8 protein-coding genes are annotated in these 15,395 nt (G+C 60.1%); all 8 read left to right on the forward strand.

All coding sequences use genetic code 11. From position 1 onward, the window contains the following. Positions 1–5: 5 nt before the first annotated feature. The 8 genes from KW828_RS07900 (at position 6) to pgaD (ending at position 15,384) form a co-directional block, all read left to right on the forward strand. A complete protein-coding gene (locus KW828_RS07900; RefSeq protein WP_218335864.1) occupies positions 6–641 on the forward strand; it encodes an urea amidolyase associated protein UAAP2 in 636 nt (211 codons plus the stop codon). Between the two features lie 283 nt (positions 642–924). Next, entirely contained in the window at positions 925–4,524 is a 3,600-nt protein-coding gene (gene uca / locus KW828_RS07905) for an urea carboxylase (protein ID WP_218335865.1), read from the forward strand. Positions 4,525–4,678: 154 nt separating this feature from the next. Then, entirely contained in the window at positions 4,679–6,619 is a 1,941-nt protein-coding gene (locus KW828_RS07910; protein WP_218335866.1) for a methyl-accepting chemotaxis protein, read from the forward strand. A 793-nt stretch (positions 6,620–7,412) separates the two neighbouring features. After that, positions 7,413–8,831, forward strand: coding sequence for a hypothetical protein (locus tag KW828_RS07915; protein ID WP_218335867.1), 1,419 nt, complete (start codon positions 7,413–7,415; stop codon positions 8,829–8,831). A 288-nt stretch (positions 8,832–9,119) separates the two neighbouring features. Continuing rightward, positions 9,120–11,582, forward strand: a complete 2,463-nt coding sequence (gene pgaA, locus KW828_RS07920; protein WP_218335868.1) for a poly-beta-1,6 N-acetyl-D-glucosamine export porin PgaA — start codon at positions 9,120–9,122, stop codon at positions 11,580–11,582. Positions 11,583–11,591: 9 nt separating this feature from the next. Next, entirely contained in the window at positions 11,592–13,607 is a 2,016-nt protein-coding gene (gene pgaB / locus KW828_RS07925) for a poly-beta-1,6-N-acetyl-D-glucosamine N-deacetylase PgaB (RefSeq protein WP_218335869.1), read from the forward strand. Continuing rightward, a complete protein-coding gene (pgaC, locus tag KW828_RS07930) occupies positions 13,604–14,938 on the forward strand; it encodes a poly-beta-1,6-N-acetyl-D-glucosamine synthase (protein ID WP_218335870.1) in 1,335 nt (444 codons plus the stop codon). The genes pgaB and pgaC overlap by 4 nt, the downstream gene beginning before the upstream one ends. Beyond that, on the forward strand, positions 14,935–15,384 hold the full coding sequence (gene pgaD, locus KW828_RS07935; RefSeq protein WP_218335871.1) for a poly-beta-1,6-N-acetyl-D-glucosamine biosynthesis protein PgaD: 450 nt from the start codon (positions 14,935–14,937) through the stop codon (positions 15,382–15,384). The genes pgaC and pgaD overlap by 4 nt, the downstream gene beginning before the upstream one ends. Positions 15,385–15,395: the final 11 nt, after the last annotated feature.

Genomic DNA, 15,395 nt, shown 5'->3' on the forward strand with positions numbered 1-15,395 from the left:
GCATCATGACGCTGGTTGAAAGCCAAAAAAATCCACAACAGGCGGTGTTTCGCCATGTGATCCCGGCCGGGGAGCATTATCTGTTTGACGTCAAACGCGGGCAGACGCTGCGTCTGGTCGATCTGGAAGGGAATCAGGCGATCGATACGCTGTTCTATAACGCCGATAACCCGCGCGAACGCTACGATCCCCAGCGCACGTTGCGCCGTCAGGAGAACGCCTATCTGACCACCGGCAGCGTGCTGTGGTCCGGGCTGGGCAATCCGCTGTTGACCATCGTGGCCGATACCTGCGGGCGTCACGATACCCTCGGGGGTGCCTGCGCGCAGGAGAGCAACACCGTGCGCTACTCACCGGAGGTGCGCTATATGCACAGCTGTCGCGACAACTTTCTCTGCGCCTGTCTGCACGATGGTCGGCTGCACAAGCACGACATCGGCGCGAATATCAATTTCTTTATGAACGTGCCGGTGACGCCGGAGGGCGGGCTGACCTTTGCCGACGGCATTTCCGCGCCAGGTAAATACGTCGAGCTGCGCGCCGAATGCAATGTCATCGTGCTGATTTCCAACTGCCCGCAGCTGAATAATCCCTGCAACGGCTGGAACCCGACGCCTGCGGAGGTGCTGGTATGGAACTGACGCGCTTCCAGAAACTGCGCCGCGCGCTGTATCGGCTGTTTGAAGTGCGGGCTAATCGGCTGAACGCATGCTCATTGCCGGGTGGCGCTGCGCTGACCCGGCCTACGAATCGGCCTGCGGATCGCTGATGGTTGCAGGTTTTGTAGGCCCGGCAAGCCTGCGCCGCCGGGCGTCAATAACCTCGCCATGACGCACAACCTATAAGAAATGACTTTTCCCCCTGGACGACCAGGCGGCGACACCTTTTTCGGCGGGACGACCCGCCACGGTTCGGGGCTGGATCATGTTCACGAAACTCTTAATAGCCAACCGCGGCGCGATTGCCTGCCGCATTCTGCGCACCCTGCGCGACATCAACGTTCAGGGCGTCGCCGTCTGGTCTGAATCGGACGCCAGCAGCCTGCATATCCGCGAAGCCGACGAGGCGATAAGCCTCGGCAGCGGTCCGGCGGCGCAAACCTATTTGCAGGTGGATAAAATTCTGGCCGCCGCGCGTGAAACCGGCGCACAGGCGATCCATCCCGGCTACGGTTTTCTCTCGGAAAACGCCGCCTTTGCCGACGCCTGTGAAGCGGCGGGCATCGCCTTTATCGGCCCGACGGCAGAGCAGCTGCGCGTTTTTGGCCTGAAACACACCGCCCGCGCGCTGGCCAGACAGCATGGCGTGCCGCTGCTCGAAGGCACCGATCTGCTGGCCGACTGCGACGCGGCGCTGGTGGCGGCTGCACAGGTCGGTTACCCGGTGATGCTGAAAAGCACTGCCGGCGGCGGCGGGATCGGCATGCGCGTCTGCGACACCCCGCAGGCGCTGGCGGAAGCCTTCGACGTGGTACAGCGTCTTGGCAAAAACAACTTCAGCGACGCGGGGGTGTTTATTGAAAAATACATCCCGCGCGCGCGTCACCTCGAAGTGCAGATCTTTGGCGACGGGCAAGGCGAGGTGATCGCCCTCGGCGTGCGCGACTGCTCCGTGCAGCGGCGTAACCAGAAAGTGCTGGAGGAAACTCCCGCGCCGGGCCTGCCTGCGGGCATGGCGGAGGCCCTGTGCGCCGCCGCCATTCGCCTCGGGCAGGCGGTGCAGTATCGCAGCGCCGGGACGGTGGAGTTTGTCTATGACAGCGACGCCGGACAGTTCTATTTCCTAGAAGTGAATACCCGTTTGCAGGTAGAGCACGGCGTCACCGAACAGGTGTGGGGTGTGGATCTGGTGCGCATGATGATCGAACTGGCGGCAGGCGATCTGCCGCCGCTGCCTGAGATTGCCGCCCGGCTCTCCCCGCGCGGTCATGCGGTGCAGGCGCGCGTCTATGCCGAAGATCCGGGCCGCCAGTTTCAGCCATCCCCCGGTCTGCTGACGGAAGTGGTGTTCCCGCCGCAGGATCGCCAGGCGCTGCGCATCGATACCTGGGTGGAAGCGGGCTGTGAAGTACCGCCGTTTTTCGATCCGATGCTCGCCAAAATCATCACCCATCAGCCTGGCCGCCACGAGGCCATTGCCGCGCTGGATGCGGCGCTGGCACACACCCGGATCTACGGCGTGGAAACTAACCGCCACTATTTGCGGCAAATCCTGGCGGATGCGCCCTTTGCCAGCGGCCAGCCGTGGACGCGCTGCCTGGAAAATCTGCACTATCAGGCCGATACCGTCGAGGTGCTAAGCCCGGGTACCCAGACCACGGTACAGGATTTCCCTGGCCGTCTCGGTTACTGGGCGGTGGGCGTGCCGCCGTCCGGCCCGATGGACGATCGCGCGCTGCGGCTCGGCAACCGTTTACTGGGTAACGCGCCCGGTGAGGCGGCGCTGGAGATCACGCTGAGCGGTCCGACGCTGAAATTCAACACCGATGCGGTGGCCGTGATCACCGGCGCTGCGCTGAGCGTGACGCTGGACGGCGAATCGCAGGCGATGAACCGCGTGTTTGCCATTGCGGCGGGATCCACGCTGCGGCTGGGGGATCTGACGGCGCAGGGGGTGCGCAGCTATCTCTGTCTGCGCGGCGGGTTCGCGGTGCCGGATTACCTCGGCAGTAAAAGTACCTTTACCCTCGGGCAGTTCGGCGGCCATGCCGGGCGCGCCCTGCGTACCGGCGATGTGCTGCACCTGACGCCGCTCACCGACACCCGTACCGGCGCGACGCTGCCGGAGGCGCTGCATACCCGGCTGCCAGCCGTGCGTGAACTGCGGGTGATCTACGGCCCGCACGGCGCGCCAGAATATTTCACTGCCGGCTATATAGACACCTTTTTCGCTACCGACTGGGGAGTGCATTTCAACTCCAGCCGTACCGGCGTGCGTTTAATCGGCCCGAAACCGGAATGGGTGCGGGAAAGCGGCGGCGAGGCGGGGCTGCACCCGTCAAATATTCACGACAACCCTTACGCTATCGGCGCGGTGGATTTCACCGGCGATATGCCGGTCATTTTAGGCCCGGACGGGCCGAGCCTCGGCGGTTTTGTCTGCCCTGTAACGATTATTGAAGCGGATCTCTATCAGCTCGGCCAGCTCAATGCCGGAGATAAGGTGCGCTTTGTGCCGGTCAGCATCGATACCGCACGGCTGCTGGCCCACGCCCGCGCGCAGGAGCTGGCCTCGCTTGCCCCGGTCAATATCAACTGGCACCCGGAACCGCTCGCCTCACCGGTGGTAATGGAAACCGGTCATGGCGACAAACGGCTGGTGGCGCGTCTGTCCGGTGACACGCATCTGTTGCTGGAAATTGGCGACGCCGAGCTGGATCTGGTGCTGCGTTTTCGCGGTCACGGGCTGATGCAGGCACTGGACGCGCTGGCGCTGCCTGGCGTTATCGACCTGACGCCCGGCATTCGTTCGCTGCAAATCCACTACCAACCGGACGCGATGCCGCTGGCGACACTGCTGAACATCGTGGCAGAGGCCTGGCGGGGCGTCTGTCAGCAGGAGGATTTACAGGTGCCGTCGCGCATCGTCTGGCTGCCGCTCTCCTGGGACGATCCGGCGTGCCAGAAAGCTATCGATAAATACATGACCACCGTGCGGCGGGATGCGCCCTGGTGTCCGAGCAACCTGGAGTTTATCCGCCGCATTAACGATCTGGAAAATATCGATGCAGTGTATAAAACCGTCTTCGACGCCAGCTATCTGGTGATGGGACTGGGGGATGTTTATCTCGGTGCGCCGGTGGCGACGCCGCTCGATCCGCGGCACCGGCTGGTGACCACCAAATACAATCCGGCGCGCACCTGGACGGCGGAAAACTCGGTGGGCATTGGCGGGGCTTATATGTGCGTCTACGGCATGGAAGGGCCGGGGGGCTATCAGTTCGTCGGGCGCACGCTGCAAATGTGGGATCGCTATCATGAGGTGCCGGACTTTGGCGGCAAACCCTGGCTGCTGCGCTTTTTCGATCAGATCCGTTTTTACCCGGTAACCGCCGACGAGCTGCTCGACATTCGCCGGGATTTCCCTCTTGGGCGCCATCCACTGCGCATCGAATCCACCACGCTGCGACTGGGGGAGTATCAGCAATTTTTGGCAGCGGAAGCCGACAGTATCGCCGCCGCCCGTCACCATCAGCAGGCGGCTTTTGATGCCGAACGCCAGCGCTGGGAAGCCTCCGGTCAGGCGCATTTTGACAGCCACGAGGCGGCGGCAGACGACGGCGATGAAGCCCCGTTGCAAGCCGGTCAGCGTGGCATCGACAGCCCGATTGCCGGTAATCTGTGGCAGGTTAACGTCGCACCTGGCGCGCAGGTCCGTGAAGGCGATGTGCTGGTGGTGCTGGAGTCGATGAAGATGGAGATCCCGCTGGTGGCAAGCGTTGACGGCGTGGTGGCACAGGTCCGCGTGCAGCCAGGCTCCCCGATACGCGCCGGTCAGTGTGTGGTGGTGATCATGGAAAAATAAGGACTTAGCGTCGTAACAAGGATGTTATTTGCATGTAAATGGAATAATTTCATTTAGCGATCAAGTTATCCCTCCCCGCGCCGATAGATCTTATAAGGGATGTTGCTGCACAGGTTGTGCCACACAGATTAATGCAACTCCGGGGAGAGCCGTAATGGCCACACAACACAATAAGAAAACATTAAGTACACGCGCACAAATGCTGCTGACCGGCGCACTGACCATCACGCTGGGCTTTGCGGTGACTATTGGCGTACTGAGCTGGCAATCCAGCCGCCAGCAAAAACAGCTCGCCGATGAGTATTTGCAGCAAATCGCACAAACCAATGCGTTGAAGGTCCAGCATGAGCTGAGCTACGCGCGTGATGTGGCGCGTAACCTCGGACATAACCTGATTGCGTTGCCGGCCTCCGGTAAAGCCGATCGCGGCATCGCTGATAAAATGGCGGAATACACGCTGCGCGCCAACCCCGACTATCTCTCCATTTCCGTGATTTTCGAAGAGAACGCCCTCGATGGCCGCGACGCCGAGTTTGCCGCGCTGCCGGATCAGGCTCCGGGCGGGCGTTACGCCTGGTTTGTTGATAAAGATGCCGCCGGTAAATACAGCATGCACCCGCTGACCAGCTATCTGACGCCGGGGCAGGGGGACTACTACCTGCTGCCGCAAAAATCCCGCAAAGATACCGTCACCGAACCCTATACCTACGCCTATAACGGCGTTGATACGCTGCTGACCTCGGTGGCTGCGCCCATCGTGGAAGATGGCAAGCTGTGGGCGATCGTCACGTCCGATATTTCGCTCGCATCATTGCAGGACAAAATCTCGCAGATCAAACCCTGGCATGGCGCAGGCTATGCGGTGCTGCTCTCCAGCAAGGGCAAAATCGTCGCCTATCCGGACAAATCTTTGACCAGTAAAGCCTGGTTTGAGCCGGTGGAAAGTCTCAGCACCACAATGACTGAACGTCACGATCCGATCCTTGGCGAAGACGCGCTGGTCACCTGGCAGCCCATTACCGTGGGTAACAGCGATGAGCACTGGCTGCTCGGCGTTGTCGCACCGGTGAGTCTGGTGATGGCGGCGGCTAACCGCCAGTTGATGTGGGCCATCGCGCTGATGGTGTTAAGCATCGTGCTGGTGAGTGCATTACTGGGGCTGGTGTTCAGCCGCAAAGTGCTGAAACCGCTGGGCGGTGAACCGCGTCAGGCGGCGAGCATTGCGCTGGCGGTGGCCGATGGTCGTCTGAGTAACGCCATTAGTGTGCGCGGCAACGATCGCAGCAGCCTGTTTTACGCGCTGGATACCATGCAGACACAGCTGCGGGCGATTGTCGGACAGATCAAAGACGCCAGCCAGTCCGTGCGCCAGGGGGCAGAAGAGATCGCCAGCGGCAACCTCAATCTGGCCTCCCGTACGGAACAGCAGGCCGCAGCGCTGGAGCAGACGGCGGCCAGCATGGAGCAGATCACCGCGACGGTAAAACACAATACCAGCAACGCCCATCAGGCCACTGAGCTGACGGCCAATGCCACCCGCATTGCCAGTCGCGGGGAGAAACTGGTCGGGCAGGTGGTGCAGAACATGGCGCAGATTGACGAGAGTTCCCGCAAGATCAGCGATATTACCACCATGATCAACAGTATTGCTTTCCAGACCAATATTCTGGCGCTCAACGCCGCCGTCGAAGCGGCGCGAGCAGGCGAGCAGGGCCGTGGCTTTGCCGTGGTGGCGACCGAGGTGCGGAACCTGGCACAGCGCAGCGCCAGCGCGGTGAAAGAGATCGCTACGCTGATCGAAGAGTCGACCCAGCGCGTGGAAAGCGGGGTGCAGCTGGTGCAGGACGCCGGTAAAACCATGCAGGAGATGACCCACGCGGTGAGTTCGGTGCAGAGCATTATCGGCGAGATCGTCAACGCCTCCGAGGAGCAATCACGCGGTATCAGTCAGGTGACGATTGCGGTCAATGAGATGGACGGTGTGACGCAGCAGAACGCCGCGCTGGTGCAGCAGATGTCTGCGGCAGCGAGTTCGCTGGAGGATCAGGCGGGGCAACTGGCGCAGACGGTGGCGCAGTTCCGGCTTGAGGCGTAGGGTTTTATTTGCTGTGGACGTTTGGTAGCGGGTAGGTTGCGCTCTTTTTGACGTCTGAGAACGGCGTCAGGTTCTGAGGCACAGAGCGCGCAGGGGGCGGCCAGTCGCCGCCGCCCCCTGCACCCCCGGGCTTCCGGCAAGAAAATCGCCGCTGCGCGGTGCCTTCGGCTTATCCCTTCCGGCTTCGGGTCGGGCGCGATGCAGCGTCCCTGCAACTCGCGCCCTCAGCCCGCATCCATGCGGGCTGCCCCGGCCGTAAGTGAACGCCTCAGCGATTTTCAGCCTGACTCCCACACACTTCCAGATTTCTAAAAAACACCCCTCACAGCTCCCTGTAAGTTCAGACAAACGCAAAGCCACTCCGTCGCCTTATAAAGAGTAAAGATAATAACGCGAGGGGTTGAGTCCCCGCTGAAACCGGCGAGCCGGAGGCCGGATGACAAGGGCTGGCCGCCAGGGATGGCGGCCAGAGGCGACATGAGGCAGGAGGCCGAATCGAGCCGACCGCGGGCAGACGGGCGGGAGGTGAGCGCAGTGCGCAGCACCGGTTTCTTTGCGGGGCCGCGGGGATTGCTAAGGGGGCCGCGGCGGCTCCCTTAGCACGTTCACCGTCAGCGGCGTCACGCCTGACACGAAACCCAAAGTGAACGGAACCTTCCACCAAACGGAAATTCCACCACCCCGTACATTCCCGTGAACCGAACAGAACATACCTCACACTCCCCACACATAAGCTTAATGTTTCACCTCCCCCCGCCGATAACCGAATAACGTCATGAAATGAGGGAATATCATGCAAGTCCGGTCACCACTCTCCACCACCATCAACAGCCTGCTGGCGCCGCGCGTGCAGCCTCTCCAGGTCACGCACAACAAATCCGCCGCGGTGCAGCCATCCGCTATTGTCTCACTGAACAACGGCAACGCGCTGCCGGCGGTTTACAGCCTTAACCCGGCGAAAACCGTCAACACCGCCGGGCTGGATCACAGCCAGCTCAGTATTCTGATGAGCACCAACGTGCGCGGCGCGCAGGCGGATGCTTTCCAGGGGCTTGGCAAAGCGCTGCTTGAAGGGCTGACAGACCATCCCCAGGGCATCACATTGTCAGCCGTCGCTGAAACCGGCGAGGCGCAGGCGCGTCAACCGGATCGTGCGGTTGCGCTCACTATCACTACCGCGTCCGGCATTAACGTCAGCCTTGGCATGACGCGCAACCAGAACGGTCTGGTGGTGGAACTGAAAACGGAAGGCGGCGAATTAAGCGAAGAGGAAACGGCGGCCATCGCGGGTCTGGCCGATGCGTTCCAGAGTGCGCTGGATGGGGTGTCTGCTGAGCCGCCCTCGCTGAACATCCAGGGGCTGATGGATCTTGACAGCACGCTGTTGAAAGCCGTCGATCTGCAAACGGATGTGCGAAAGGATGCCGATTCCATCCAGGCGCTGAAATTGCACGCCGACAGCAGCGCCCGCGCCCTGAGTTATAAAACCGATGCCGTGGCGTTCGACCTGAGCACCGATCTGTCGCACCCGGAAACGGTGGGCAGCTACGGTCAGCAACAGCAGGCGCTTGCCAGTTGGGCCAGCCAGCTCGACAGCGCCCGTGCGCGCGGGCAGGGGGATAAAAACCTCATTGATATGTTCAGAAATAGCTTTATGGCGCTGAACAGTCGATATGGTTCAAATGAAGTGGATAATCGTCTGAATATTATTACGCGGACTAACGATAATATTGTGCAGGAGAATTTAAGCGGACTGGCAGATTATTCTGCGAATTTTAAACAGGCCGATAAATCACCGAATCCATTCCGTAAAGATGAACGCGATAGCTTTGCTTATTCCTCTTCGCAGCGCACAGAACGCGGAACGGCCTATAATCTGACGCAGAAAACGACGTCGCATTTGCAGGCCAGTTATCATCAGCCGCTGGACAGAACCGTGCCGCTGGCATTAACGCTTGAAGCCTCATCGCAAAACTATAGCTATCATCAGATTGATGAACGTAGCGCCGCTGAAACCACGCTGGCGTTCAATGACAAAGGTGACGTTAAGTCCGTCACCAATGCGACTGAAAAGCATAATGTCGAGACGGTGAAGAAGTACAATGCCGGGCGTCTGATTGAAGAATCCCGCACGCCGTATGACGATCAACAGACCAGCACCCGCGCGCTGATTGTTGACAGCCTGAAGGTTGACCACCGTAGCAGCAGATAACCGTTCTGTTTTCTCTACCAGGCCACGCTCTTGCGTGGCTTTTTTTATGTAAAAAAAACCTCTGTCGTAGTGCAATAATTATATATAAGCGCTAACTTTCGAATAACGCCATGATAATTACTTTACGCGCTTTAGATGAAGCTGGAATAAATTTACATACAACTAAAGTATGATATTAATTTATTTTTGCGCGAAATTTTAAGTCTGGTGTATTGAATTAAAACTGGTCATATTGCCGCAATAAATTAATGAAAAGCTCATCTCTGGTATAAGGATATAAGGACAGTTATGTTCAGTATTCGACGACATGAAAATTGCGTAAAACGCTTAAGCCCCGGAACCTGTTTATTTACAGCGAGTATGCTGTTTCCGGTTTTCGCCTGGGCTGAATCCCCGGTTTACGATGCGCTGATTATTCAGGCTCGCAGCGGAGACAGTGCGCCACTACTGAATTATCTCAAACAGCAGGAAACAGAAACACGCCTGACGCCGGGTCAGGTCGCAGACTGGCTTCAGGTGTCAGCCTGGTCAGATAACGACGCGCAAACCCTCGCTATCTGGGAACGCTATCGCGACAGTATGGCAATCCCGGCACGGGGAGAGCTGGCGGTGGCGCGGGCGCTGCGTAATCAGAAAAAATGGGATGCCTCGCTGGCCGTCTGGGACAACGTGCTCCAGGAGATGCCCGATGACAAGGACGCCCGCGCGGGGTGGATCATGACGCTGGCGGATGCCCGTCGTAACCAGGAGGCCATCACTCAGGCGACCGAGTGGGCGCAACGCGCGCCGGGGCCGGAAAGCGATGCGGTGCTGGCTTACGTCTATCACGCTCAGGGCAAAAACTGGGACGCGCTGCTGGCGGCGAGCCGCGCCCAGGCGCAGGATCCGCAGAACCGAAGCGTGCAGCCAACGCTGCTGGCCGCGATGTCGGCAAACCGCATCGCCGGACCGGCGCTCGAGCTATCGGAAGCCAGTAAAACCCCCGACGCGCTGGCACGCAGACTGGAGCTGGACGCCGCGGCGCAGACGGTACGCACCTCCTTTACGCCAACGCGAAATGAAGACGAACGTTTTCTGGTGGCGGATAAAGCGCTGGCCCGCTATGACCGGCTTATCGCCGCCTGGCAGAACGATCCGCAGGCAGCGGCCGATCTGCGCCGCGCCCGCATCGACCGTCTGGGCGCGCTGGTGATCCGCAAACGCACCGCCGAAGCCATCCGCGAATATGAGTCGCTTACCGCCGACGGTCAGCCGGTTCCCGACTATGCAAAGCGCTGGGTGGCCTCCGCCTGGCTTACTGAAGAACAGCCCGATAAAGCCGAAGCCATGCTGGAGGAACTCTATTTCCCGCGCGGCCCGCTGCCGGTAACGCCGCTGACCGACGACGATCAGCAGGAGCTGTTCTACGCCCGTCTTGATAACAACCATTTTGACGAGGCCAAAGCGCAGGTCGATACGCTGATCAAAGAGAGCCCTTACCTGAAGCGAGTCTATGGCTCGCCGACGCCGCAGCCCAACGATAACTGGCTGCTGGGCCAGATGCTGCTGACGGAATATGAGGTCGCGACGAACGATTTGCCCGCTGCCGAAAGCCATGCCGAACGGCTGGCGCGTACCGGTTCGGGTAATCAGGCGCTGCGTATTGCCTACGCCTCTGTACTGCTGGCGCGCGGGCTGCCCCGCGAGTCTGAGCGCGAACTGAAGCTGGCGGAAGTGATTGAGCCGAGCAACCTGGCGCTGGAGCGTCAACAGGCGTACACCGCGCAGGAGTTGCAGGAGTGGCAGCAGGCGAAAGAGATGACCGCCGATGTGATGGCCCGCAGCCCGGACGATGCCGCCAGCCTGCGTCTGCAACGCCTGCTTGAGGTGCATGAGAAAGCCGAGCTGCGCATCAGCGGCGGGCAGGGCATCGATTCCGACAGCCCGATCAGCGGCCAGCACGATTTTACCCTCAACTCTGCGCTTTACAGCCCGCCGATCAACGACAACTGGCGCGTGTTCACCGGCTTCAACTTTGCTACCGGCGAGTTTGAAGAAGGAAAGGGGATCAGCCGGGATATAGCCGCAGGCGTCGAATGGACCTCACGTAACAACTGGGCGGAACTTGAGATCTCCGGGCGCAACTATGGCGACGGACAAAAGATCGGCGGTCGCTTTTCCGGCTGGCACGATTTTAATGACAACTGGCGCATCGGCGGCTCTGCGGAACGGCTGTCGCGCAACACACCGCTGCGCGCCCTGCGCAATGGCGTCAGCGCCGACGGCGGCGATCTCTGGCTGCGCTGGTACAAAAATGAACGCCGGGAATATGCCGTGTCGGTGTCCGCCGCGCATTTCTCTGATGGCAACGATCGCCTCGAATACAGCCTGAGCGGAAAAGAGCGGCTGTGGACCACGCCGCGCTTCACCCTCGATTTCACGCCGGGGCTGAGCGGTAGCCATAACACCAAAGAGGACGTGCCCTATTACAACCCGAAACGTGACTTCTCGCTGGCACCGGGCCTCAGCGCGGAGCATGTGATCTATCGCCATTACGACACGGTATGGAAACAGCAGTTTCAGGCTGGCGCGGGGCGCTACTGGCAGAAAGGCCAGTCCAGCGGCGCTATCACCCAGTTCGGTTACGGGCAGCGGGTGCAATGGAATAACGTGGTGGATGCCGGGGTGATGCTCACCTGGGATAAGCGTCCCTACGATGGTAAGCGGGAGCGCAACATTGCCCTCGCTTTTGATTTGAATGTCAGGTTTTGAGGACGTTTCATGTTTAGACGATGGCTGCACGCCGGGATCATTTTTGCGGGTTTACTCCTGATCACTGCGTGCGGGAGCGCCGAGACGCCCCGCTATGTTCCGCCCGCCAACCGGGTACCGCTGAATGCGGATCACCCCTGGCCGAAAAACAGTTTCCTCGTACTGGGGTATCACGATGTCGAAGATGACGCCGCGGACCAGCGCTATTTGTCAGTGCGTACCAGCGCGCTGAACGATCAGCTGGCCTGGCTGCGCGACAATGGCTATCACCCTATCAGCGTGCAGCAGATTGTGGATGCGCACGCCGGGAAGATCACCCTGCCGGAAAAAGCCGTGCTGTTAACCTTCGACGATGGTTACAGCAGTTTTTATACCCGCGTCTGGCCGCTGCTGGAACGGTATCAGTTTCCGGCACTCTGGGCGCCGGTCGGCAGCTGGGTCGATGCCCCGGCCAACCAGCCGGTGGATTTCGGCGGTCTGAAAACCGCGCGCGATAAATTCGCCACCTGGGAGATGGTGCGTGAGGTCAGTAAATCGCCGCTGGTGGAGATCGGCGCGCATACCTGGGCGTCGCACTACGGCGTACCGGCGAATCCGCAGGGCAGCAAAGAGCCGGCGGTGGCGAACCGCTCATACGACAAAAACACCGGCCAGTACGAAACCGATGCGCAATATGAAGCGCGTATTAATGCCGATCTGGATCGCGTAACCAAAAAAATCACTGAGGTGACCAGTAAATCACCGCGCGCCTGGGTCTGGCCTTACGGCGCGGCCAACGGCACGACGCTAAAACTGGCGCATCAGCACGGGTATCAGATGGCCTTTACCTTAAACCCTGGCCTTGCCAACGCCGCGAGGCTCGACGATGTGCCGCGCATTCTGATTTCGGATAACCCGTCGCTACGCACCTTTGCAAGCCAGGTCGCCCAGGTGCGCGAGGAGCAGACAATGCGCGTGATGCATATCGATCTGGATTACGTGTATGACAAGGATCCGGAGCAGCAGCGTAAAAACATCGACAAGTTGATCCAGCGCGTTTACGACATGCGCATTTCCCACGTCTTTTTACAGGCGTACGCCGATCCGCAGGGCGACGGCAATATCCGTGAGCTTTACTTCCCAAACCGCTGGCTGCCGATGCGCGCCGATCTGTTTAACTTTATTTCCTGGCAGTTGCAGACCCGTGGCGGGGTGAACGTCTATGCGTGGATGCCGGTGCTGGCCTTCGATCTGGATGCATCTGTGCCGCGTGTTACCGCCTGGTCGCCGGACAGCGGGCGAGCGGCGGTAGATCGCCAGCATTATGTGCGCTTGTCACCCTGGAGCCAGGTGGCGCGCCAGCGGATCAACGACATCTACGAGGATCTGGCGCGTCACGCCTCCTTCGACGGCATTCTGTTCCACGATGACGCCATGCTGACCGACTTTGAAGATGCCTCTCCGGACGCGATGCGCGCTTATAAAGCCGCCGGATTCCCTGCAAGCATCGCGGAGATCCGCCGCGATCCGCAGATGCTGGAACGCTGGTCACGCTTCAAGAGCCGGGCGCTGATCGACTTTACGAAACAGCTGACGGAAACCGTGCGGGCGGTGCGCGGCCCGCAGGTGGAGACGGCGCGTAATATCTACGCCATGCCCGTGCTCGATCCGGCCAGCGAAACCTGGTTTGCACAAAACCTGCATGATTTCCTTGGCACCTACGACTGGACGGCACCGATGGCGATGCCGCTGATGGAAAACGTGCCGCCAGAACAGGCCGATGCCTGGCTGGACAGCCTGGTAAACCGCGTGGCCCGTATTCCCGGCGCGCTGGATAAAACCGTCTTTGAGCTGCAGGCGCGAGACTGGCGGAAAACCGGTGAGCACGCCGACATCAGCGGCGAGCAGCTGGCCGACTGGATGCGCCAGCTGAAGCTGAGCGGTGCAAAAAATTATGGCTATTATCCCGACGATTTCCTGAACGATCAGCCTGAAATGTCGGCAATACGCCCCACCTTTTCCTCTTACTGGTACCCGCAAAAATGACCGATCGCATCGTCGCGTTTCTGATCCTTTGCCTGATGTTCAGCTTCCCGCTGGGCGTGGCTGCCATTTTCACGGGTGAAGTGATCCTCAATTTCGTGTTTTTCTGGCCGCTGTTTATGTCCGCGCTGTGGATCAGCGGTGGGCTGTACTTCTGGTTCTACCGTGAGCGGCACTGGCCGTGGGGTAAGGGCACGCCCGCACCTGAGCTGCCGGGTAACCCGCTGATCTCCATTCTCATCCCTTGTTATAACGAGGGGCTGAATGCGCGGGAAACCATCGAGGCGGCACTGGCGCAGCGCTATCAGAACATCGAGGTGATCGCCATTAACGACGGCTCGAAAGATAACACCAAAGCGGTGCTGGATGGGCTGGCGGAGGAGTATCCGCGCCTGCGGGTGATCCATCTGGCGGAAAACCAGGGCAAGGCGGTGGCATTGCAGGCCGGCGCGGCAGCGGCCAACAGCGATTTTCTGGTCTGCATTGATGGCGATGCGCTGCTGGATCGTGACGCTGCTGCTTATCTGGTGACGCCGCTGCTGCTCTACCCGCGCGTCGGGGCGGTGACCGGCAACCCGCGTATCCGCACCCGCTCGACGCTGATTGGCCGCGTGCAGGTGGGGGAGTTCACGTCGATCATTGGGCTTATCAAACGCACGCAGCGCATCTATGGCCAGGTGTTTACCGTGTCCGGCGTCATCGCCGCTTTTCGCCGCCGGGCGCTGGCGGAAGTGGGCTACTGGAGCCCGGACATGATCACCGAGGACATCGACATCAGCTGGAAGCTGCAACTGCGCCACTGGTCGGTATTTTTTGAGCCGCGCGCGCTGTGCTGGATCCTGATGCCGGAGACGCTAAAGGGCCTGTGGAAGCAGCGGCTGCGCTGGGCGCAGGGCGGCGCAGAGGTGTTTATCGTTAACATGCGTCGCCTGTGGGCCTGGGAGTATCGCCGCATGTGGCCGCTGTTTCTGGAGTTTTGCTTATCGACGATATGGGCCTTCGCCTATGCGATCAGTATTTTGCTGTTCCTCATCGGCATGGTGCTGCCTATGCCGGATTCCTTGCATGTTCAACATCTGTTTCCGCCAGCCTTTACCGGGCTGATGCTCGGCGTGGTCTGTCTGCTGCAGTTTTTGGTTAGTCTGCTGATCGAACGGCGTTACGAAAAGGGCATTGCGGCGTCGCTGTTCTGGATCATCTGGTTCCCGGTGGTCTACTGGATGTTGAGTTTGTTTACAACCCTGGTGGCTTTCCCGAAGGTCATGCTCGCGCGTAAGCGCAGCAGGGCGCGCTGGGTCAGCCCCGATCGCGGTATCGGGAGAATCGAACCATGAATCAACCTCTGATTTTTACTGAGCAACGGATCTTTCCACGGCTGATGGATGCCGTGCTGACGCTGGTGGCCTGGCTGGGCTTTTCGTATCTGATCTATGGCGGGCTGATGGTGGCGCTGGCCGAGTCGCCCTATAGCGGCGTGCGGCCCTTTTACAGCACGTACGCGACGGTGATGTTGTACATGGCGGTGGCGCTGTTCATCGGCGCGGTGCTGATCGGCTGGGCGAAATATAATCAGCACCGTTTCCGGGTGGAGCGCCGTCGTCGCCGTCCGGGGCTGGAGAAGCATGAAGTGGCCGCCAGTTTTTCTATTACGCCGGAGCTGGCGCTGGAGATGAGTAAAGCGCGGGTTCTGACGCTGGCGCATTACGACAGCGGGGCGATTGACCGGGTGTACATGGCGAAGCTGCTGGCAGACGAGCCGGAGTATGAGGTGCGGCGGTAGCGCGGCGCGTG

The sequence above is a fragment of the Enterobacter sp. ENT03 genome (assembly GCF_019218745.1).
GTDB lineage: Bacteria > Pseudomonadota > Gammaproteobacteria > Enterobacterales > Enterobacteriaceae > Enterobacter_D.

What these genes read in the sequence shown, in the direction of transcription:
- KW828_RS07910 (WP_218335866.1), top strand. Translation starts at nt 4,679, where the DNA reads ATGGCCACACAACACAATAAGAAAACATTAAGTACACGCGCACAAATG.
- KW828_RS07915 (WP_218335867.1), top strand. Translation starts at nt 7,413, where the DNA reads ATGCAAGTCCGGTCACCACTCTCCACCACCATCAACAGCCTGCTGGCG.
- pgaB (WP_218335869.1), top strand. Translation starts at nt 11,592, where the DNA reads ATGTTTAGACGATGGCTGCACGCCGGGATCATTTTTGCGGGTTTACTC.
- uca (WP_218335865.1), top strand. Translation starts at nt 925, where the DNA reads ATGTTCACGAAACTCTTAATAGCCAACCGCGGCGCGATTGCCTGCCGC.
- pgaD (WP_218335871.1), top strand. Translation starts at nt 14,935, where the DNA reads ATGAATCAACCTCTGATTTTTACTGAGCAACGGATCTTTCCACGGCTG.
- pgaA (WP_218335868.1), top strand. Translation starts at nt 9,120, where the DNA reads ATGTTCAGTATTCGACGACATGAAAATTGCGTAAAACGCTTAAGCCCC.
- KW828_RS07900 (WP_218335864.1), top strand. Translation starts at nt 6, where the DNA reads ATGACGCTGGTTGAAAGCCAAAAAAATCCACAACAGGCGGTGTTTCGC.
- pgaC (WP_218335870.1), top strand. Translation starts at nt 13,604, where the DNA reads ATGACCGATCGCATCGTCGCGTTTCTGATCCTTTGCCTGATGTTCAGC.